The 19796-nt window shown below is 67.7% G+C and carries 18 protein-coding genes; 12 read left to right on the top strand and 6 right to left on the bottom strand.

Going from position 1 to position 19796, the window contains the following annotated elements; all coding sequences use genetic code 11:
* Positions 1-28: 28 nt before the first annotated feature.
* Positions 29-1033, top strand: coding sequence for an LLM class flavin-dependent oxidoreductase (locus tag L2Y94_RS20555; protein WP_247371737.1), 1005 nt, complete (start codon positions 29-31; stop codon positions 1031-1033).
* Positions 1030-1467, top strand: a complete 438-nt coding sequence (locus L2Y94_RS20550) for a putative toxin-antitoxin system toxin component, PIN family (RefSeq protein WP_247371735.1) — start codon at positions 1030-1032, stop codon at positions 1465-1467. The genes L2Y94_RS20555 and L2Y94_RS20550 overlap by 4 nt, the downstream gene beginning before the upstream one ends.
* Before the next feature lie 72 nt (positions 1468-1539).
* Here the strand turns inward: L2Y94_RS20550 and L2Y94_RS20545 are convergent, their stop codons facing one another.
* Both L2Y94_RS20545 and L2Y94_RS20540 read right to left on the bottom strand, forming a co-directional pair.
* On the bottom strand, positions 1540-2187 hold the full coding sequence (locus tag L2Y94_RS20545) for a DUF6348 family protein (protein WP_247371733.1): 648 nt from the start codon (positions 2185-2187) through the stop codon (positions 1540-1542).
* Between the two features lie 26 nt (positions 2188-2213).
* Entirely contained in the window at positions 2214-3032 is an 819-nt protein-coding gene (locus tag L2Y94_RS20540; protein WP_247371732.1) for a DUF72 domain-containing protein, read from the bottom strand.
* 115 nt (positions 3033-3147) lie between these two features.
* On the opposite strand from L2Y94_RS20540, the gene L2Y94_RS20535 reads away from it, so the two are divergent.
* Positions 3148-3768: a response regulator gene (locus L2Y94_RS20535; RefSeq protein WP_144912252.1), complete on the top strand. Its 621-nt coding sequence runs from the start codon at positions 3148-3150 to the stop codon at positions 3766-3768.
* Positions 3769-3811: 43 nt separating this feature from the next.
* Here L2Y94_RS20535 and L2Y94_RS20530 read toward each other — a convergent pair whose 3' ends face one another.
* Together L2Y94_RS20530 and L2Y94_RS20525 are read right to left on the bottom strand one after the other, a co-directional pair.
* Positions 3812-4309, bottom strand: a complete 498-nt coding sequence (locus L2Y94_RS20530) for a hypothetical protein (protein ID WP_144912254.1) — start codon at positions 4307-4309, stop codon at positions 3812-3814.
* Positions 4310-4378: 69 nt separating this feature from the next.
* Positions 4379-5353, bottom strand: a complete 975-nt coding sequence (locus L2Y94_RS20525) for a GlxA family transcriptional regulator (protein ID WP_247371730.1) — start codon at positions 5351-5353, stop codon at positions 4379-4381.
* 96 nt (positions 5354-5449) lie between these two features.
* Between L2Y94_RS20525 and L2Y94_RS20520 the strand changes: the two genes are divergently transcribed.
* The 4 genes from L2Y94_RS20520 to bla all read left to right on the top strand — a co-directional run bounded on the left by L2Y94_RS20520 (position 5450) and on the right by bla (position 10416).
* The gene (locus tag L2Y94_RS20520; protein ID WP_247371727.1) at positions 5450-6127 is read left to right on the top strand and encodes an HD domain-containing protein; all 678 of its coding nucleotides are present in this window, start codon (positions 5450-5452) and stop codon (positions 6125-6127) included.
* An 82-nt stretch (positions 6128-6209) separates the two neighbouring features.
* Positions 6210-8426, top strand: coding sequence for a TonB-dependent receptor family protein (locus L2Y94_RS20515; RefSeq protein ID WP_247371724.1), 2217 nt, complete (start codon positions 6210-6212; stop codon positions 8424-8426).
* Positions 8426-9493, top strand: coding sequence for a PepSY-associated TM helix domain-containing protein (locus L2Y94_RS20510; protein WP_247371723.1), 1068 nt, complete (start codon positions 8426-8428; stop codon positions 9491-9493). Before L2Y94_RS20515 ends, L2Y94_RS20510 begins: the two co-directional genes overlap by 1 nt.
* Before the next feature lie 128 nt (positions 9494-9621).
* Positions 9622-10416 (top strand): subclass B3 metallo-beta-lactamase, encoded by a 795-nt coding sequence (bla, locus tag L2Y94_RS20505; protein ID WP_247371722.1) that lies wholly within the window; start codon positions 9622-9624, stop codon positions 10414-10416.
* Between the two features lie 96 nt (positions 10417-10512).
* Here bla and L2Y94_RS20500 read toward each other — a convergent pair whose 3' ends face one another.
* Together L2Y94_RS20500 and ligD are read right to left on the bottom strand one after the other, a co-directional pair.
* The gene (locus tag L2Y94_RS20500) at positions 10513-11403 is read right to left on the bottom strand and encodes a 1-acylglycerol-3-phosphate O-acyltransferase, YihG family (RefSeq protein WP_247375371.1); all 891 of its coding nucleotides are present in this window, start codon (positions 11401-11403) and stop codon (positions 10513-10515) included.
* A 30-nt stretch (positions 11404-11433) separates the two neighbouring features.
* Entirely contained in the window at positions 11434-13992 is a 2559-nt protein-coding gene (gene ligD, locus L2Y94_RS20495; protein WP_247371719.1) for a DNA ligase D, read from the bottom strand.
* Between the two features lie 126 nt (positions 13993-14118).
* Here ligD and L2Y94_RS20490 point away from each other — a divergent pair, with 126 nt between their 5' ends.
* From L2Y94_RS20490 to L2Y94_RS20470, 5 genes are all read left to right on the top strand, one after another.
* Positions 14119-15783 carry a copper resistance system multicopper oxidase gene (locus L2Y94_RS20490; protein WP_247371717.1) on the top strand — a complete coding sequence of 555 codons (1665 nt, stop codon included), beginning with the start codon at positions 14119-14121 and terminating at the stop codon, positions 15781-15783.
* A complete protein-coding gene (locus L2Y94_RS20485; RefSeq protein WP_247371714.1) occupies positions 15780-16607 on the top strand; it encodes a copper resistance protein B in 828 nt (275 codons plus the stop codon). The genes L2Y94_RS20490 and L2Y94_RS20485 overlap by 4 nt, the downstream gene beginning before the upstream one ends.
* A gap of 58 nt (positions 16608-16665) precedes the next feature.
* A complete protein-coding gene (locus L2Y94_RS20480) occupies positions 16666-17574 on the top strand; it encodes a LysR family transcriptional regulator (RefSeq protein WP_247371712.1) in 909 nt (302 codons plus the stop codon).
* 90 nt (positions 17575-17664) lie between these two features.
* A complete protein-coding gene (locus tag L2Y94_RS20475) occupies positions 17665-18141 on the top strand; it encodes a VOC family protein (protein WP_247371709.1) in 477 nt (158 codons plus the stop codon).
* Positions 18142-18267: 126 nt separating this feature from the next.
* Positions 18268-19722, top strand: a complete 1455-nt coding sequence (locus L2Y94_RS20470) for an alpha-L-fucosidase (protein ID WP_247371706.1) — start codon at positions 18268-18270, stop codon at positions 19720-19722.
* Positions 19723-19796: the final 74 nt, after the last annotated feature.

Raw genomic sequence — 19796 nt, 5'->3', positions numbered from 1 at the left:
CCGCCTCCCCCTTCGAGGTACTTTCCCGATGATTCCGTTCTCGGTGCTCGACCTGTCCCCCGTGGTGCGCGGCGCCACGCCGGGCGACGCCCTGCGCCATTCGCGCGACCTGGCCATCCATGCCGAATCCCTCGGCTACCACCGCTACTGGCTGGCCGAGCACCACAACATGACGGGCATCGCGAGTGCCGCCACCGCCGTGGTGATCGGCTACGTGGCCGAGGCGACCCGGACGATCCGCGTCGGTTCCGGCGGCATCATGCTGCCCAACCACGCGCCGCTGGTGATCGCCGAGCAGTTCGGCACGCTCGCCTCGCTGTACCCGGGCCGCATCGACCTGGGCCTGGGCCGCGCGCCGGGCACCGACCAGGGCACCGCCCGCGCCTTGCGCCGCGCGATGGGGCCCAGCGACGACCGATTCCCCGACGACGTGCTCGAACTGCAGCACTACCTCGGGCCGCTGAAGCCCGGCCAGACCGTGCGCGCCGTGCCCGGCATGGATACGAACGTGCCCCTATGGCTGCTCGGGTCGAGCCTGTTCAGCGCGCGCCTCGCCGCCGAGCTGGGCCTGCCGTTCGCATTCGCCTCGCACTTCGCGCCCGACCTCATGATGAAGGCGCTGGAGGTCTATCGCACGATGTTCCGCCCCTCCGAGGTGCTGGAGACGCCGTACGCGATGCTCGGCATCAACGTGGTCGCTGCCGACACCGACGAGGAAGCGCGCCGCCTGTTTACCTCGCAGCAGCAGGCTTTCTGGAACCTGCGCCGCGGCGCGCCGGGCCAGTTGCCGCCGCCGGTGAACACCCTCGATGGCGTATGGACGCCGATGGAAAAGGCGCAGGTGGACCACGCGCTTTCCTGTGCCGTGGTCGGTTCGCCCGACAGCGTGCGCGACGGGCTTGCGGCGTTCGTCGAGCGCACCGGCGCGGACGAACTGATCATCACCGCGCAGATCTTCGACCACGAGGCGCGCAAGCATTCGTACACCCTCGTGGCCGCGCAGCGCGAGCGCCTGGCGGAAGCCGCGGCGTGACACCGCCGCGCGTCGTCCTGGATACCAACGTCTGTCTCGACGCGTTCGTTTTCGGCGATCCGCGTGCCGCGACACTCGTCGCGGCCATCGAGGCGGGCGAAGTGGAAGCGGTGACGCGCGCGGATTGCCGCGACGAGTGGATGGCCGTGCTGGCGTATCCGACGCTGAAACTGGACGACGCGCGTCGTTCGCATGCCGCCGGGCGTTTCGATGCGTTGCTGCGCCTGCTGCCGGACATGTCGGCGGTGGCGAAGCCGCCGCGATGCCGCGACAGCGACGACCAGAAGTTTCTCGAGCTGGCCGCCGCTTCCGGCGCGGCCATTCTGTTCTCACGTGATGCCGAGGTATTGCGGCTGGCGCGGCGGACGAAGCGCGAAGGGTTGTTCGACATCCTGCGGCCCGAGGACTGGCCTGCGTTTCGCGATGCGGACTGAGATTTAGCCGAACGCTTCGCCGTAGGCACCGGCGCAGGCCGGTGCCTACGACAACCACGCGCAGGAGAGCGATCAATCCATCGGCACCAGCGCGATGAAATTGCGCAAGCTGTAATACCGCTCGTGCTGCGGCCAATCCACCGACGCGATGGCCTTATGCCCCGCCGTCCACGGCTCGTTGTCCAACAGCACCTCCACCTGCGTCTTCCCGTCGCCGACGTTGCCGTAGAAGACGCGGATCCAGTGCACGTCGGCGGTGAGCGGCGCGGTGGCGATGGCGGCTTCCAGGGCCGACAAGGCATCTTCGGGAATTTCCATCGGCACGTCCTGCTCGCCACGCAACGTGAAGTCGCCGACGTAGACGGTGAATCGATGGGCGCCGGCGACGAGTTCGCGCACGGCGAGCTTCTTTTCGTCCACCACGTGCCAGCAGGCCGCCAGCATCACGAAGAAATCGTTGCGCGCGAAACCATCCAGCGCATCGCGGCAGCCGGCCTTGCCCGCGCCGATGCCGCCGAAGCTTTCCTCGATGGTGCGCTCCTCGTCGAGCACCACGTCGATGTCGAGACGGCCCATCCCGCCGTCCTTGCCTTCGTGCCAGATACCGCGGACGGCGGGAAAATCGTCGCCTTCGGTGAGCAGCCAGTCTTCGTCGGGTTCGAGTCCCACGCCGTGTTCGGCGAAGAGGTCCATCAGCGTGTTCTGGATGAGGCGATCCATGGAGTATCCGTAGTGCGGTAAAGACATCAGGCGTGCGTAAGCTCGCCCAGGGCGGCGGCGGCGGCGGGATTGCGCTCCTTGGCCGCGGAGATGAAATACACGAAAACGTCGCGGGATGGCAGCTTGGGCGCGGCCTTGCCCACGTGCGGCAGGTCCGACGGATCGCCACCGGTGGCCCAGGTGGCCGCGCGCTTGGCCCAGTCCTTCAGCTCCTTCGCGGGGTAACCGGTCGCTTCGTCGGACCGGCTGCGCATCAATCGCGCGTAGACGAAGGGGCCGGTGAGGTCGGCCAGCGACGGGTAGGTGTCCGAATCGGTGAACACGGTGGCGACGCCGCGTTCGCGGGCCAGGTCGAGCCAGCGCGGATCGAGGAAGCTCTCGTGCCTGACCTCCACCGCATGGCGCAACGCGATGCCCGCGCGTGATTCAGGCAACAGATCGAGGAAGGCCGCGATGTCGTCGGGGTCGAAACGCCGGGTGGGCAGGAATTGCCAAAGGAACGGTCCCAGGCGATCGCCCAGCGCGGTGGCGTTGTCCACGAAGCGCGCGACGCGCTCGCCGGTCTCCGCCAGGACGCGTGCCTGCACGATGTGCCGGGGTGCTTTCACCGAGAAAACGAACCCATCGGGGGTTTTCTCCGCCCATCCGCGAAACGTCGCGGCGTCCGGCTGGCGGTAGTAGGTCCCGTTGATCTCGATGCAGCTCACCTCGCGGCTCGCGTACTCGAGCTCGCGCTTCTGCACCAGGCCCTCGGGATAGAACACGCCGCGCCAGGGCGCGTACGTCCAGCCGCCCATGCCGCTGCGTATGGTGCCTGCCGTTTTCGTGCGTCGTTTGCCCGTCATCGTGCGCATCGTCACAAAGCGTGGGTGGAGGAGGCGTCACAGCTGCCACGACCATATATCGCCCCGGGACTTTGCGCGATACTCCTGCGGTTAAATCACTTCGGCCACCCGTTCCATGGCGTCCATCCGCATCATGACCGTCGACGACCATCCGCTGCTTCGCGAGGGCATCGCGGCCGTGATCGAAGGACAACCCGGCCTCGAGCTCGTCGGCGAAGCGAGCAACGGCGAAGAAGCCATCGAGCGATACCGCGAGCTGCGCCCCGACCTCACCCTCATGGACCTGCAGATGCCCGGCATGGGCGGCATCGCGGCCATCGAGAAGATTCGCGACGAATTTCCCGACGCGCGCATCCTCGTGCTCACCACCTATCGCGGCGACGTGCAGGCGATGCGTGCGTTCCGGGCCGGCGCACAGGGCTACCTCCTCAAGAGCGAACTGCGCAAGGAGATGCTCTCCACGATCCAGCAGATGATGGAAGGCAAACGCCGCATTCCCCCGGAAATCGCCAGCGAGATGGCCGAATACGCCGCCGACGACGAACTGACGCCGCGCGAGACGCAGGTGCTCACCCGCGTGGCGATGGGCGAGGCCAACCGCGACGTGGCCGTCGCGCTGGGCATCGCCGAGGAGACCGTCAAGGCGCACATGAAGAGCATCCTGGCGAAGCTGCAGGCCAACGACCGCACGCATGCGGTCGCCATCGCGTTGCGCCGGGGCATCATCGAACTCTGATCGCGGACACGACCCTGTCCGCGGCTCATGGCGAAGCGAGCGTTCAACTCAACGCGGTGGCCTTGTCGAAGGGGAGCGGCACCGCGCCGGTGGCGACGATGGCCCGGTCCGCCCGTTCACCCGCCTCGCCGTCGCCGTCCACCACCAGCAGGATGCGCCCGGCCTCGATCTCGCCCTCGAACTTCTGCCGCACCGGGTCCGGCGACGACGCACCCATCAAGGCGCTCGTCCACGCGCCCACCATGGCACCGGCCGCGCCGGCCGCCATCGCGCCGGCGAGGGTGACGCCCAGTGGCGGGATCGCCATGGCGACGAGCCCGGCCAGCAGGCCGGCCCCACCGCCTTCGGCCAGGCCACGCACGGCGGCGGGTTTGAAGTCGGTGTGTTCGTCCTTGCGCCGCTCGGGAATGGCGTCGAGCTCGATGTCGGAACGGGCGATCAGGGAAAGATCCTCATCGGGCACACCCGCCGAGCGGGCGGCGCTCATGCCTTGGCGCGCCTGATCCAGGTCGACGGTGCTGTAGACGCGGCGGGTCTTCATCGCGGTTCCTCGGGATCGGGAGTAACCCGATGGTTCCGCCGTGGCGGTCGACCGGGTGTGACGGCTCGGTCAAGTCCGCGCGTGCGCGTGCCGTTTGCGGTATTCGGCCGGGGTGATGCCCACGCGGCGCATGAACGCGCGGCGCAGCCCGTTGGCGTCGGCGTAGCCGCAGAGCGTGGCCACGCGCTTGGGCGTTTCGCTACCCGTTTCGAGCATCCGCCGCGCGGCTTCCACGCGCATGGTCTCGACGAACTCGGCGGGCGTCATGTTCATCTCGGCGCGGAAGATCCGGGCGAAATGCCGCTCGCTCATGGCCATGCGGCCGGCCATGGAGGCCACCGAATGGTTTTCCCCCGGATGGCTCGCCACGTACCGTTGCAGTTCCTGCAGTGCCCCGCGTCCAGCGGGCGCCGCCTCGCCGTGGCGGCTGAACTGCATCTGGCCGCCGGGACGGCGATAGAACACCACCAGTTCGGACGCCACGGCCATCGCCACCTCGCGGCCCAGGTCTTCCTCGACCAGCGCGATGGCCAGGTCCATGCCGGCGGTGACGCCCGCCGCCGTGCAGACCGGCCCGTCGCGCATGAAGAAGGCGTCGGGCTCGACCTGCAGCGTGGGATGCCGCTGGGCGAGCAGGTCGGCCACCTTCCAGTGCGTGGTGACCCTCCGGCCGTCGAGCAGGCCCGTGCGGGCGAAAAGCAGGGCGCCGCTGCAGATCGAGCCATAGCGGCGCGCGATGCCGGCATGGCGACGCATCCAGTCGGTCACGCGCCGGTCCGTGGAGGCCTCGGCCAGGTCGGGCGAACCGGCCACCAGGAGGGTATCGAGCCGGTCGAAGTCCTCCAGCACGGTACGGTCGGGCAGGAAACGCATGCCCGACGAGGCGGCTACCGCCAAGGGTGCGGTGCCCACGGTGACCACCCGGTAATGCTCGCGGCGGGCCTGCCGGTTGGCCTCGGCGAACACGTCGGCGGGCCCGGATACGTCGAGCATCTGGACGCCGGGCGGGGCCAGGATGGCGATGGTGAGAGGTGGCGGCTGCATCGTGTGCAACTTGGCAGGATTTGACGTGTCGCGTCAATCCCGGTCACGGCGAGCGGAGGCTTCAATGAGGCAACTCCCTCCATCAGGTCGCGCGCCATGAACGCCCACCCCCATCATCACGACCATCACGCCATCGGCGACGTCGCCGGCATCGCCGTCCCCGATAGCCATCTTGCCCGCCGGATCACCGAGCTGGTCCGCGACACCGAAGACGACCTTCTCTATCACCATTCACGCCGCGTCTTCTTCTTCGCCGCGCTGACCGGAGACGGCAAGGCGCTCAAATACGATCCGGAACTGCTCTACGCCGCCGCCATGTTCCACGACATAGGCCTGGTTCCGGCCTATTCGAGCAAGGACAAGCGCTTCGAAGTGGACGGCGCGAACGCGGCTCGCGATTTCCTGCGCGGCCACGGCGTGGCCGAGGACGACATCTACACCGTGTGGACCTCGATCGCCCTGCACACCACCCCGAACATCCCCGAGTTCATGAAGCCGGAAGTGGCCCTGCTCACGGCCGGCGTGGAGATGGACGTACTGGGCATGGGCTTCCGGAACGTGGCCGACGCCGACCGCCTCGAGGTGGCCCGCTGCCATCCGCGCGAGCCGGACTTCAAGGAAGGCATCATCGATCGCTTCTACCAGGGCATCCGCAGCAAGCCGGAGACCACCTTCGGCAACGTGAAAGCCGACGTCATGGCCTACAAGGAGCCGAAGACCTTCCGGCGCATGGACTTCTGTGGCCTGATCCTCGGCAATCCCTGGCCTCATTGACCCGCTCAGTGCGATGACGTATTTGATCTGATAATCATTCGCAACTACGATGGCGGCCTTTCGCGTTACGCAAGGCCGCCTGATGCCGTCCCGCCCCACCGTTCTCGCCGTTGCCCTTGCCGGGGCGTGCTCGTCGCTTTCCGCCGTCGCGGGGGACGACGTGGCCTCACCGCCTCCCGCCCAGATGGAGGGCGTGAAGGTGGTGGGCAACTGGCTGGACACCACCGCCGCCGGTACCGTGCAGAATCACCCGGGTGCGCGCACGGTCGTGCGTCGCGAGGAACTGCGCGAGTCCGGCGCCGTGAACCTGCGCGACGCGCTGCGCCGCATTCCGGGCGTGCAGGTGCAGGAAAGCAACGGCACCGGGGGCAGCGACGTCTCGCTCAACGTGGGCGTGCGCGGCCTCACCTCCCGCCTGTCGCCGCGCTCCACCATCCTGCTCGACGGCATCCCGCTGGCCGTGGCGCCGTACGGCCAGCCGCAGGTGTCCATGGCCCCGGTGGGCCTGGGCAACCTCCAGGCGGTGGACGTGGTGCGCGGCGGCGGCTCGGTGCGCTACGGGCCGCAGAACGTGGGCGGCATCATCAACTTCGTCACCCGCGACATCCCCGAAACGTTCGGCGGCAGCGCGGGCGTGCAGCTGCAAGGGGGCGAACACGGCGGCATCCGCACCGTCAGTAACGCGTTCGTTGGCGGCACCACGCCGCAGGGCCTCGGCGTGGCGCTGCTCTATAACGGCATGCATGGCCCGGGCTTCCGCGAACACGAAGACAACGAGAGCATCGACGACGTGATGCTGAAGGCGAAGTACGCCTTCTCCGCCCAAGACACGCTCACCGGAAGCATCCACCACTACGACGGCCAGGCGGGCATGCCCGGCGGCCTCACCCAGGCCGACTACGACGCCGATCCGTTCCAGTCGCGCCGTCCGTACGACGACTTCCACGGCCGCCGCACCGATTACGTGCTCAAGTACAGCCACGTGGACGATCGGCGAAGCGTCGACGTACAGACCTACTACACCGACAGCTTCCGCGGCAGCCACATCGAAACGATCACGCCGAACGCCAACGGCACCTATACGCACCAGCTCAACGCCTATCCGCGCAATTACCACACCTTCGCCTTCGAGCCGCGCTACTCGCAGCTGTTCGACTGGGGGCAGGTCACGCACGAGATCGGCATCGGCTACCGCTACGTGAACGAGGCGATGCACGAGCGCACCCTGCGCAACAACAAATTCACCTCGAATCTCTGGTACACGCCGTTCGAAGGTAGCCCCTATAACGGTCCCTACGTGTTGTCGGGCAACAACACCGGCTCGAACGAAGCGCATGCGCTCTACGTCGACGACACCATCAACGTGGGCGACTGGACGATCACGCCGGGCCTCCGTTACGAACGCATCCATAGCGAATGGGAGGCGCATCCCAGCGCCACGGTCATCGTGAAGGGTCCGCTGCAGCGCCGCGAGAACTATTCCAAGCCCCTGCCCTCGGTCAACGTCATCTACCACCTGAGCGATGCGCTGAAGCTCTATGCCAACGCGGAAACCTCGTTCGGCGCGTTGCAGTACTTCCAGATCGGCCAGAAGGATTCGAGCAACCAGTTCGCCTCCGGCCTGCAACCGGAGACCGCGCGCACCTACGAGATCGGCTCGCGTTACGACGGCAAGGCGTGGGGTGGCGAGATCTCGCTGTTCCGCATCAATTTCGACCACGAGCTGCAGATCGTCGGCAAGCTGCCCGGCGTGCCCGATTCGCACGACGGCTGGACCTCGTTGGGCGCCACCACGCACAAGGGCATCGAAACGGCGGCCCACGTCGACCTCGGGCAGTACAGCGATGCGCTCGCGGGCCTCACGCTCTGGGGCACGGCCACCTACACGCATGCGGTTTACAAGCACGGTTCGTTCGAAGGCCTCGACCTGCCCTTCTACTCGCGGCGCACCGCGAACCTCGGTCTCCGCTACGGCGTCGCGCAGTGGACCTTCAACGTCGACGCCTTCGCGCAATCGAAGCAGCATTCGCCGGGCTCGCCGAGCTTCGATCCGGGCAAGCCGGCGGTGTACCAGACCGAACCCACGCCCGATGGCGACTTCGGCGACATACCGGGCTGGATGACCTGGAACGCGCGCGCCGAGTACGCGTTCGGTCCGTCGTTCTCCAACCTGCGCCTGGGCGTGGGGGTGAAGAACCTCGCCGACCGGCGCTACTTCACGCGCTCCACCGACAACAACGACGGCATCTACGTGGGCCAGCCGCGCACGTACTTCGTGCAGGCCTCGGTGGACTTCTGATGACATCCCGCCCCATCCGCTCCGCGTTGAAGACCTTGCACCTGTGGCTCGGGCTGAGCCTCGGCCTGGTGCTGGCGCTGGTCATGCTGGCGGGCAGCGTGCTCCTCTTCGAAGAGCCGTTGCTTGCCGCGAGCCATCCCGAACTGGTTTCGCGCGCCCTGCCCGATCTCGACACGCAGGGACGCGCGCTGGATGCGTTGCTGCATTCGCCGGTAGGGAAACAGTTGCGCAGCGTCACCGTGCCCGACGCCGAGCTGCCCGTATGGGGAGCGGGCGCGAAGGGGGGCGACCGCTACTACTTCGACGCGACCAGCGGCGAGCTGCTGCTTCACCGCGTGAAGTCGCGCGACGTGTTGCTGGCCCTGCTGGACTGGCATACGCACCTGCTCGGCGGCGAGCTGGGCGAGACGGTCCTGGGCGCGGTCGCGTGCACGGGCCTGTTCATGCTGTTTTCCGGCGTGTGGCTGTACTGGCCGGGACGTCAACGTGCGTTGAAACACCTCAAGCCCCATGCGAATCCGCCGGTGCTGCGCTGGGCGAGCTTCCACCGTTTCGTCGGCGTGGCCGCCCTGCCCTTGCTGGTCGTGATGATCGGCACCGGCACCACGATGGCCTATCGTGGCGCGGTGCGCACGGGACTCATGGCGATGTCCGGCGAAAAGAGCGCACGACCGCCGACGCTGCCCACGGCCGATGCCATCGACTGGCCCGCCGTACTCGTCAACGCGCAGGCCGCCGCGCCCGATGCCCAGCTCACCCGCCTCATGCTGCCGTCCAAAGGCAACGGTACCCTGGTGATGCGCATCCGCCGTCCGGGGGAATGGAATCTCGTCGGCCGCAGTTCGCTGTGGTTGGATCCGTCGACGGCCACCGTGGTGGGTGGTGACGACGCGACGAAGCTCGGCACGGGCGGTAGCGTGGCCAATGCGCTGTTTCCGATCCATTCGGCGGCCGTGGGCGGTCTGGCCTGGCGCATCGTCGCGTGCGTCACCGGCATGTTGCCGATGTTCCTGTGGGTGACGGGGGTGCTGTTCTGGCGGGCGCGGAAGAAGCGAAGAGCCGCATGAGCGTGCGCGCGATAACCCGATGCAGGCCGGTGCCCACGGCGAGAAGTACGGTTTTCGCCGTTTAGCCCCACGAAAAAGCCACAACTCCCGCTTATCCTGCGCATCCGCAACCCAACGGACACGCCCCGATGCGCCGCACGCTCACCGCCCTGGCCTGCCTTGCCGCCCTGCCCGTCTTCGCCCAGATGCCGTCCGCCTGGAGCGAGCCGGTCGCCCCGCACGTCATCTACGGCAACACCTACCAGGTCGGCACGAAGGGCCTCTCCGCCATCCTCGTGACGTCGCCGCAGGGTCACATCCTCATCGACGGCACGCTCGTGAAGAACGCGCCCCTGATCGAGGCGAACATCCGCAAGCTCGGCTTCCGCCTCGACGACGTCAAGCTCATCCTCAACACCCACGCCCACCACGACCACGCGGGCGCCATCGCGCAGCTGGCGAAGGACACCGGTGCCACCGTGCGAGCCACGGCGGCCAGCGCGAACATGATGCGCCTGGGCGGCAAGGATCCGGAGGATCCGCAGTATTCCCCCGGCGAGGACGGTTACCCCAAGGTCGATGCGAAAGGCGACATCGTCGACGGCAGCGTGGTGACGCTGGGTCCGCTGAAGCTCACGGCGCACGTCACGCCGGGCCATACGCACGGCGGCACGGCGTGGACGTGGGACGCCTGCGAAGGCCAGGCCTGCAAGCACATCGCCTTCGTCGACAGCCTCTACGCGTTCACGTCGGATGGCTACCGCTACAGCGATCATCCCGCCTTCGTCGCCGAGTTCCGCAAGACGTTCGATCGCGTGGCGTCGCTACCCTGCGACATCCTGGTCACGCCGCATCCGGAGCAGGGTGAAGGGAAGACCTGCAAGAGCTACGCGGAGGCAGGACGCAAGCGGCTCGACGAAAAGCTTGGGGAAGAGAAGCGCTAGAGCGTCACGCGACGACCGGCTACGTCGAGGCACTTATCCGTCGCGCCGGCGCAGGCCGGCGCCACGGCGGTGAAGCCGGATTTCGCGACGCAGGGTTCACCCCGCCAGCATCGCATCGATCCGCGCATCCTTTTCCGCCCAGATCCCATTGATCCACGCCTGGAATCGCTCACGGAACGCCGCGTCACCGTCGTAATCGCCGCGCATGCCGGCGGGAATCGACAGGCGCCGCGCGTGCAGCCGCACCTCGCGAACGCGCCCGGCGATCATGTCCATCATGCTGCCGGGGCCGCCGGGATAGGCGATGGTGACGTCGAGGATATGGGTTATCGCCTCGCCCATCGCATCGATCACGAAGGCCACGCCACCCGCCTTCGGTTTCAGCAGGTGGCGATACGGCGAACCCTGCGCATCGTGCTTGGCGCGTGTGAAGCGCGTGCCTTCGGTGAAGTTCATGATCGACACCGGCACGCGGCGAAACTTCTCGCAGGCGCGACGGGTAGCTTCGCGATCGCGGTTGCGCAGTTCCGGACGGGCTTCGATCTGCTGCCGCGTGTGACGCTTCATGAAGGGGAAGTCCAGCGCCCACCACGCCTGGCCCAGCAGCGGCACCCAGATCAGCTGGCTCTTCAGGAAGAAGCGCATGAAGGGAATACGGCGGTTGAAGACCTTCTGCAAGGCGGGAATGTCCACCCAGCTCTGGTGGTTGCAGACGATCAGGAAGTTTTCGTAGCGACCGAGCCCGTCGATACCCTCGACGTGCCATCGCGTGGGCGTGAACGCGTCGAACAGCCAGCCGTTGATGGACAACCAGCTCTCGGCGATGCGCACCAACGCGGCGGCGCAGGCGCGGCGAACGAAGGGCAGGGGCAACACCAGGCGCACCGCGGTCAGGGCGAACAGCGGCAGCACGTGGCATACCGTGCTCACCAGGAGCAGCAGGCAGGCCAGGGGAACACGCAGGAAGGTAGGTAGCGAAGCGAACATAAGCACGGAGGGTGGCGATGATGTACCAGTCTACTTGGTCCGCAAACGCTTACGGGGGACGGGTGCCTCCGAAAGGCCGCCGAGCCGGGCTTCCACGGCGGCCAGGTCCTGGCGTACGGCGTCGATGCCTTCCCACGGATCGCGCTTCTGCCGGGAAAGCCGTTTCGGCACCGAATGCAGGTCGAATGCCGCCGCCGACGCGAGGCGGCCCAGTTCCTCCCAGCGCAAGGGCACGGCCACGGGCGCGCCCGGTCGTCCGCGCAGCGAGTACGAGGCCACCGCCGTGGCGCCGCGCCCGTTGCGCAGGTAATCGATGTAGATGCGACCGTTGCGGATGCGCTTGGTGGCGCTGGCGACGAATTCCAGCGGGTGCATGGCGGCGAGGGTTTCGGCCACCCCGCGCGCGAAGCGTTTCACCGTGGCCCAGTCCGCGCCGGGGTTGAGCGGCACCACCACGTGCAGGCCCTTGCCGCCGGTGGTGCGTACGAACGATTGCAGGCCGAGCTGGCCCAGCACGTCGCGCATCAGCCGCGCGGCGGCGATCACTCGCCGCCATTCGACGCCGTCGCCCGGATCCAGGTCGAAGACCACGCGGTCGGCGAGGTCGGGCGTATCGACGTGCGAACCCCAGGGATGGAATTCCACGGCGCCGAACTGCACCAGTTCGATGAGGCCGTCCGCGTCCTTCGGATACAGGTAGACCGCCTGGGCGCCGGAGTCTTCCTTGAGCTTCGCGGTGCCGACGCGTTTCAGCCCTGGCATCACGTGCTTCTGGAAAAAACCGTGCTTGGCGATGCCGTCGGGGAAACGGATGATCGACGTCGGCCGGTCGGCGATGGGCGGCAGCAGCCAGGGCATCACGGCGCGGTAGTAGTCGACCACGTCCTGCTTGGTGATGCCGTCGTCGGGATAGACGAGGCGGTCGGGGTGGGTGATCGCCAGCTCGCCGGTAGCCTGCCGAGTCGTTTTCCCGCGTGGCGAGCGGTCCGAATCGCGCAGGTCATCCGGCGACTTGTCCACGCGCAACGCCTTCAGGCTCGGCTGGCGCAGCAGGTGCTTGTTGCCGATGCCCCGGTAATAGACCTCGGCGACCACGGTGGGCGCGACCCACAGCGCGCCGCGCAGCATCGGATCGATGTCGTCGATGCGCACGACGGGCTTTTTCGCGCCACCCTTGGCGAGCGACTTGCCCAGGTCGCGAAGCATCTGGTCGGTAAAGCCCGTGCCCACGCGGCCCATGTAGGTCCAGCCGCCGCCCTCGGCGGGGCGCGCGAGCAACAGCGAACCGAACGACACGCGCGAACCCTTGGCCGGCGTGTAGCCGACCACCGCGAACTCGTCGCTCTCCAGCCGCTTGATCTTCCACCAGTCGTCGTTGCGTCCGCTGTGGTACGCCCCCTGGGCCCGCTTGGAGATGATGCCTTCGAGCTTCTGTTCCATGGCCATGGCGAACACCTGGTCGCCGTCGCCGAGGTTGTGCGAGCTGTAACCGAGTCGCTCGGGTGCGTGGGCGAGCAGGCGCTCGAGCAGGGCCTTGCGATCGACGAGCGCCGCGCGGCTCAGGTCGTGGCCTTCGAGGTAGGGCAGGTCGAACAGCATGTAGACCAGCGGCGCCTGCGCCTCGCCGGACAGCGTCTTCTGCAAGGCGTTGAAGTCGCTGCGGCCCTGCGCGTCCAGGGCGATCAGCTCGCCGTCGAGGCGCGCGCTGTCCAAGCCCAGTTCCTCCACGGCCTGCACGATGTCGGGCACGCGTTCGTTCCAGACCAGCGCGTTGCGCGACCACAGCGTGACGTCGCCGTTCGCGACGCCGGCGAGGATGCGGTAGCCATCCCACTTCACCTCGTGCAGCCATTCGTCGCCCTTGGGCGGTGCGTCGTGCAGCCGTGCCAACTGGGGCGCGAAGAAATCGTGCGGCACGGCGGCTCGCTTCGCGCCCTTCGTGGCGGCCACGGCCTTGCGCAGGCTGGCGATCGAGACCTTGCGCGTTTTCGGTGGCGCCTTCTTGCGTGCGGTGGAACGCTTCGCGGCCGCCTTCGTGGCGGGCGTCTTCGCCGCGCGGCGCGTGCTTTCGCGCATCTTCGCGTCGAGCAGGTCGTCCGCTTCGACGTCGCCGGCGTAGCGGTCCTCGGCCTTGATCAGGAACCACGCGGGCTGGCGCTCCTTGCGGCCGCTGCGCACCAGGTGCCAGCGGCCCTTGAGCCGTTCGCCGTACAGGTCGAAGGTGAGATGGCCCCTGCGCAACTGCGTTTCCGCATCGCCGGCCGTCGCCCAGATGCCGTGGTCGAAGGTGTCCACGTGACCCTTGCCGTAGCCTTCCTCGATGTCGCCTTCGAAATCGGCGTACGACACCGGGTGATCTTCGACCTCCACGGCGAGGCGCTTCACCTTGGGGTCGTAACTGGGGCCCTTGGGTACCGCCCAACTGCGCAGGGCGTCGCCCACCTGCAGGCGAAAATCGAAGTGCCGGCGCGAGGCATGATGCAACTGCACCACGAAGATGGCACGGGCGCCCTTCGGCACGGCCGCGTCGGCCGCCGGTTCGCGCGTCCTGGTGAAATCACGCTTGCGACGGTACCGGTCGAGGCTCATGCGGCGAGGATGTGCCGGTGGCGGTGAACGACCCGTGGAAAAGCGCGCAGAGCCATGTCCAGAGTTGTCGACGTGCGGCGCGGGTGTTTACCCTCGTGGCCTCCCCTTCGATCACCCGGCCCACGCATGCGCGATCCGTCCATCCACCTGCCGCGCCGCCGCTTCGTCCAGGGGCTGGGCCTCGCGGGCGTGGGGTTGGGTTTCGGGGTGGCCCGCCCGGCGTTCGCCACGGCCGTGATGGAGCCGCCGGCGGACCAGGGCAGGGAGGCGATGCTCGAGATCCGCGAGGCGGCGGTGGATTTCACCGGTCGCTCGCGCCGCGCGGTCACGGTGAACGGCGGCGTGCCCGGGCCGACGCTGCGCTGGCGGGAAGGCGACGATGTGGTGCTGCGCGTGTCGAACCACCTCGACGTCGCGTCGTCCATCCACTGGCATGGCCTCATCGTGCCGGCCGACCAGGACGGCGTGCCGGGCCTGAGTTTCGATGGCATTCCCGCGCGGGGCGACTTCACCTACCGCTTTGCCGTGAAGCAGTCGGGCACGTACTGGTACCACGCGCACAGCCGCTTCCAGGAGCAGAGCGGGCTCTACGGCGCCATCGTGATCGAACCGCGCGACGGCGATCGCCATCGTTGCGATCGCGACCACGTGCTGCTGCTGAGCGACTGGACCGACGAAGATCCCGAGCGCGTCTACGCGAAGCTGCGCTCGCGTGCCGACGTCTACAACTACGGCCAGCCGACGCTGGGCGACCTGCGGCGCGACGCGCGCGAGAAGGGCCTCGGCGAGGCGCTGGCGATGCGCCGCATGTGGAACCGCATGCGCATGAACCCCACCGACCTGGCCGACGTCTCCGGGGCCACGTACACCTACCTGGTCAACGGCCGCACGCCGACGGGTAACTGGACGGGCCTGTTCCGCCCCGGCGAGCGCGTGCGGCTGCGGTTGGTCAACGGTTCGTCCAACTCGATCTTCGACCTGCGCATTCCCGGACTTCGCATGCGCGTGGTGGCCGCCGACGGGCAGGACGTGGAGCCGGTGGAGGTGGACGAACTGCGCCTGTCGGCCGCCGAAACCTACGACGTGATCGTGGAGCCGACGGAGGACCGCGCCTATACGGTGTTCGCGCAGTCGATCGACCGCTCGGGCTACGCGCGTGCCACCCTGGCGCCGCGCGTGGGCATGAGCGCGGCGGTGCCGCCGCTCGATCCGCGCCCGCGACTGAGCATGCGCGACATGATGGGCTCGATGAGCGGCGGCGGCGACATGGTGATGGCCAACCACGCGCGCACCGAATACGGCCCCGGCGTGGACATGCGCGTGGACATGCCGAGGACGAACCTCGACGATCCCGGCGTGGGCCTGCGCGAGCGCCCGCATCGCGTGCTCACCTACGCCGACCTGCATACGCCCGGCGGCGCCACCGACCGCCGCGAGCCGGCGCGCACCATCGAGCTGCACCTCACCGGCAACATGGAGCGCTTCGCCTGGTCGTTCGACGGCGTCAAGTATTCCTCCGCCAAACCCATCCATTTCCGCCAGGGCGAGCGCTTGCGCCTTCGCCTGGTGAACGACACGATGATGAACCACCCGATCCACCTGCATGGCATGTGGAGCGAGCTCGAATCGCCGGACGGCGCCTTCCAGGTACGCAAGCACACGGTGAACGTGCAGCCGGCGCAGCAGGTGACCTACGCCGTCACCGCCGACAATCCCGGGCGCTGGGCCTTCCATTGCCACATGCTGTACCACATGGAAGCGGGCATGTTCCGCGAGGTGGTGGTGTCGTGAGGGCGGTCGTCTTCGCGAAGCTCCTGCTCGTCGCCTTTCCCGCGATGTCGCAGGAGATGGATCACGCCATGCACGGCATGACGATGGGGCCGATGCAGGGCGGCCATGCGCCGGCCGACGCGCGCAGCGACGACTGGTCCGACGGCGTGGCGCCGGCGCCCATGCACGACATGGACATGATGGGCATGGACGACACCGCGCCCGTGGGCAACCTGCTGCTCGATCGGCTGGAAGCGTTCGCGGGGCAGGGCGGTCATGGCCAGTCGTGGGAAGCCGAGGGATGGTACGGCAACGACGTGAACAAGCTCTGGATGCGTAGCGAGGGTGAGCGGGAAGGCGGGCGTCCACGCGACGGTGACGTCGAGGCGTTCTGGAGCCATGCGATCGCTCCGTTCTGGGATGCGCAGCTCGGCCTGCGCAGCGACATCGGCGAAGGCCCGGAGCGGCAATGGGCCGCTTTCGGCGTGCAGGGGCTGGCGCCTTACCGCTTCGAACTGGAAGCGACGGCGTACGTGGGCCAGGGCGGCCGTACCGCGGCCCGCGTGCGTGGCGAATACGAACTGCTCTTCACCCAGCGACTGATCCTGCAGCCCGAGCTGGAGATCAACGCCTACGGCCGGGCAGATCCGCGACGTGGCCTGGGCGCCGGCGTGTCGAGCATCGAGGGCGGCCTGCGCCTGCGTTACGAGTTCACCCGCTCGTTCGCGCCCTACGTGGGCGTGGACTGGGAGCACTTGGCCGGCGCCACGGCCGATATCGCGCGCGATGCCGGCCGCCGCGTCACCGATCGACGCTGGGTGGCGGGCGTGCGCCTGTGGTTCTGATATTGACGCGGGGCGGCGTCTTGCCGATGGTTCACGCATTCCAGCGCGAGTGCATCCCATGCCCACCGACGGCCGCCTGCTCGGCAACCTCAGCGTCCTCGTTTCCGTGGTCGAGACGGGCAACTTCGCCCGTGCCGCCGATGCGTTGGGGCTGTCGCCTTCCGGCGTGAGTCGCGCCGTCGGCCGGCTGGAGGCGAAGCTGGGCGTGCGCCTGCTCCACCGCACCACCCGCTCGGTAACGCTCACGGCGGAGGGTGAACGGCTTTACGCCCAGGTCGGCCCGCTGCTGGCGGGGATCGAGGACGCGGCCCTGTCGGCGGCGGGTGACGCCCACGCCGTCCGCGGCCGGCTGCGCGTAAGCGTCGATCCCATGTTCTCCAGCCAGGTGCTGGCGCCGCGCATCGCGACGTTCCTGGCCCGGCATCCGCAACTGGAACTGGAGATCGTCAGCCGCGACGAACTAGGCGACCTGATCTCCGAGGGCATCGATGTGGCGGTGCGTTTCGGCGAACCGCAATCCTCCTCCCTGATCGGCCGCAAGCTCCTGGACACGCGCGTGCTCACCGTCGCGTCGCCGGCCTATCTCGCCGTTCACGGCCGCCCGGCCAAGCCCGCCGAACTGGTTCGCCATGCCTGCCTGCAGTTCCGCGATCCCGTTACCCGGCGGCCGTTCGCCTGGGAGTTCCATCGCCAGGGAAAGGTCGTCACCGTGGACACGCAAGGCCCCCTGACGCTGACCGATTCGGCCACGATGTACGCGTTGTGCATCGCCGGCGCGGGCGTGGCCCAGGTGCTGGCGCTCATCGTGCGCGACGCGCTGGACGACGGCCGCCTCGTCGAGCTCTTTCCCGGCTGGGCGGAAGAGACGTTTCCCCTCTACGCGTACTACCCCTCGCGCCGCAACGCGCCGCCCAGGGTGCGCGCCTTCGTCGATTTCTGCGTGGAACTGGCCACGGCGGCCGCGTGAAGGCATGCTCGGGCGATGTCGATCCGGCCCGGCGCCGCTCGACGTGGGTAGGAAGGGCCACGTCCCGTGGCCCGCTTAGGGAGAGACGGCATGACCGGTTTCAGGCGCATCACCCCGTTCCTGTGGTTCGACAGCCAGGCCGAGGAGGCGGCGACCTTCTACACGGGGATTTTCCCGAATTCCCGCATCAGGCAGGTCACCCGCTATTCCAAGGAAGCCTCGGGCCCCTCCGGTCGTCCCGAGGGCTCGGTCATGACGGTCGATTTCGAACTCGACGGCGAGCCGGTCTCCGCGCTCAACGGCGGCCCGGTCTTCAAGTTCACCGAGGCGATCTCCCTGGTGGTGAAGTGCAAGGACCAGGCGGAGATCGACCATTACTGGAACCGCCTGTCCGAAGGCGGCGACCCGAACGCGCAGGCGTGCGGATGGCTGAAGGACAAGTACGGGTTGTCGTGGCAGATCTGCCCGGTGGAGATCGACGAGCTGGCGAAGAGCCCGAAGGCCATGGAGGCATTGATGCGGATGAAGAAGATCGATATCGCCAGGCTGAAGGAGGCGGCCCGTTGATCGCCGACCGTATCGGCGAAACCGACGAAGCGGTGATGCAGCGATGCAGCGATGCGGTGTGTGTTCGTTGACACACACTGTGTTCATAGGTGAAGGTCTGCCCGAGGCATTCCCGGGAGACCCTTCTTGAACCGACGCGATTTCGCCAAGTCACTGGCCCTCACGGCCACCATGGCCAGCCTGTGGCCGACGAAACAGGCCTTCGCCCAAGCCCCGAAGACGGCCAGGGGCGTGGTGGTCGACCCCGCGCGCCTGCGCGACCTCCAGCAGGCCTTCCTCGACCTGCGTTTCGGCATGTTCATCCACCTGAACATGGCGACGTTCGAAGAGCGCGAGTGGGGCGACCCCTTGCTGTCGCCGAAGCTGTTCAACCCGAAGCACCTGGATACGGACCAGTGGGCCCGTGCCGCGAAGTCCGCGAACATGGGTTACGCCTGCCTCACCACCAAGCACCACGACGGCTTCTGCCTGTGGCCGACGAAGACCGGCAGCGCCAACGTGATGCAATCGTCGTATCCGCACGACGTGGTGCGCCGCTACGTCGATTCGTTCCGCGCGGCGGGCCTGAAGCCCTGCCTGTATTTCTCCATCCTCGACCTGCGCCAGGATATCCGCGCGCGCATCGTCACCCCGGAAAAGATCGCGCTCATCAAGGCGCAGATCACCGAACTGCTGACGAACTACGGTCCCATCACCGCGCTGATCCTCGACGGGTGGAACGCCTCGTGGTCGCGCATCTCGTACGAACAGCTGCCGTATCGCGAGATCTATGACCTTGTGAAGTCGCTGCAACCCGACTGCCTGCTCACCGACCACAACGCGGGCAGCTATCCGGGCACCGCGCTCTACTACACCGACATCAAGCAGTACGAACAGCACGCCGGGCAGAAGATCCCGCCGAACAGCCCGGTGCCCTCGCAGTCGGGTACCACGTTGCAACGCGACTGGTTCTGGAAGAAGGCGTATCCCACCTCGGAACTGGCCTCGGCGAAGACCATCGTCGACGAGTGGCTGGTGCCGTTCAACGCCAACCATTGCAACCTCATCCTCAACGTGGCGCCGAACAGCGACGGCCGTTTCGACGACAACGCGGTGAAGCGGCTGGCGGACATCGGTGCGCTGTGGAAGAACGACGGTCCGGTGGCGCGCATCGGACGAAGCGTTACCATCACCACGCCCAACCTCGCCGCGGGCAAGCCCGCCTGGGCGAGCGCGAGCGACGAGGCGGTGGGGCCCGACCTGGCTTTCGACGAGAATTTCCGCTCGTACTGGCTGGCGGACAAGGGCAAGACCGATGCGTGGATCGAGGTGCGCTTCGACGCGCCGGTGTCGTTCAACACGCTGTCGATCGTGGAGCCGCGTGGCGCGGAGGATTACGGCACGGACAGCCGCATCGCGTCGTACAGCGTCGAGGTGGAGCGCAATGGCGCATGGGTGGCGATCGCGTCCGGTGGTACGCCCGCCGATGCCTACCAGTTCCACGAGATCGCGCGAACCACGGCGAAGCGGGTGAGGTTGGTGCTGAAAGGAAAGCAGCCGGGCATCACGGAGTTCGGCCTTTACGACGAGCCCCGGGCCTGACGCTCCGCAGGGTTCGCCGATACGATCGGCTCCCACCCTTCGGTAGCCACTGTCTATCGAAGGGTGGGAGCCGG

Source organism: Luteibacter aegosomatis (genome assembly GCF_023078455.1).
Classification (GTDB): Bacteria; Pseudomonadota; Gammaproteobacteria; order Xanthomonadales; family Rhodanobacteraceae; genus Luteibacter; species Luteibacter aegosomatis.
This window is presented reverse-complemented; position numbering and strand designations above follow the sequence as displayed.

Coding starts and splice junctions, on each gene's coding strand:
- L2Y94_RS20500 (WP_247375371.1), bottom strand. CDS start 11,403: ATGTTCGCTTCGCTACCTACCTTCCTGCGTGTTCCCCTGGCCTGCCTG.
- L2Y94_RS20535 (WP_144912252.1), top strand. CDS start 3,148: ATGGCGTCCATCCGCATCATGACCGTCGACGACCATCCGCTGCTTCGC.
- L2Y94_RS20540 (WP_247371732.1), bottom strand. CDS start 3,032: ATGACGGGCAAACGACGCACGAAAACGGCAGGCACCATACGCAGCGGC.
- L2Y94_RS20510 (WP_247371723.1), top strand. CDS start 8,426: ATGACATCCCGCCCCATCCGCTCCGCGTTGAAGACCTTGCACCTGTGG.
- bla (WP_247371722.1), top strand. CDS start 9,622: ATGCGCCGCACGCTCACCGCCCTGGCCTGCCTTGCCGCCCTGCCCGTC.
- L2Y94_RS20515 (WP_247371724.1), top strand. CDS start 6,210: ATGCCGTCCCGCCCCACCGTTCTCGCCGTTGCCCTTGCCGGGGCGTGC.
- L2Y94_RS20475 (WP_247371709.1), top strand. CDS start 17,665: ATGACCGGTTTCAGGCGCATCACCCCGTTCCTGTGGTTCGACAGCCAG.
- L2Y94_RS20520 (WP_247371727.1), top strand. CDS start 5,450: ATGAACGCCCACCCCCATCATCACGACCATCACGCCATCGGCGACGTC.
- ligD (WP_247371719.1), bottom strand. CDS start 13,992: ATGAGCCTCGACCGGTACCGTCGCAAGCGTGATTTCACCAGGACGCGC.
- L2Y94_RS20530 (WP_144912254.1), bottom strand. CDS start 4,309: ATGAAGACCCGCCGCGTCTACAGCACCGTCGACCTGGATCAGGCGCGC.
- L2Y94_RS20525 (WP_247371730.1), bottom strand. CDS start 5,353: ATGCAGCCGCCACCTCTCACCATCGCCATCCTGGCCCCGCCCGGCGTC.
- L2Y94_RS20480 (WP_247371712.1), top strand. CDS start 16,666: ATGCCCACCGACGGCCGCCTGCTCGGCAACCTCAGCGTCCTCGTTTCC.
- L2Y94_RS20490 (WP_247371717.1), top strand. CDS start 14,119: ATGCGCGATCCGTCCATCCACCTGCCGCGCCGCCGCTTCGTCCAGGGG.
- L2Y94_RS20555 (WP_247371737.1), top strand. CDS start 29: ATGATTCCGTTCTCGGTGCTCGACCTGTCCCCCGTGGTGCGCGGCGCC.
- L2Y94_RS20545 (WP_247371733.1), bottom strand. CDS start 2,187: ATGGATCGCCTCATCCAGAACACGCTGATGGACCTCTTCGCCGAACAC.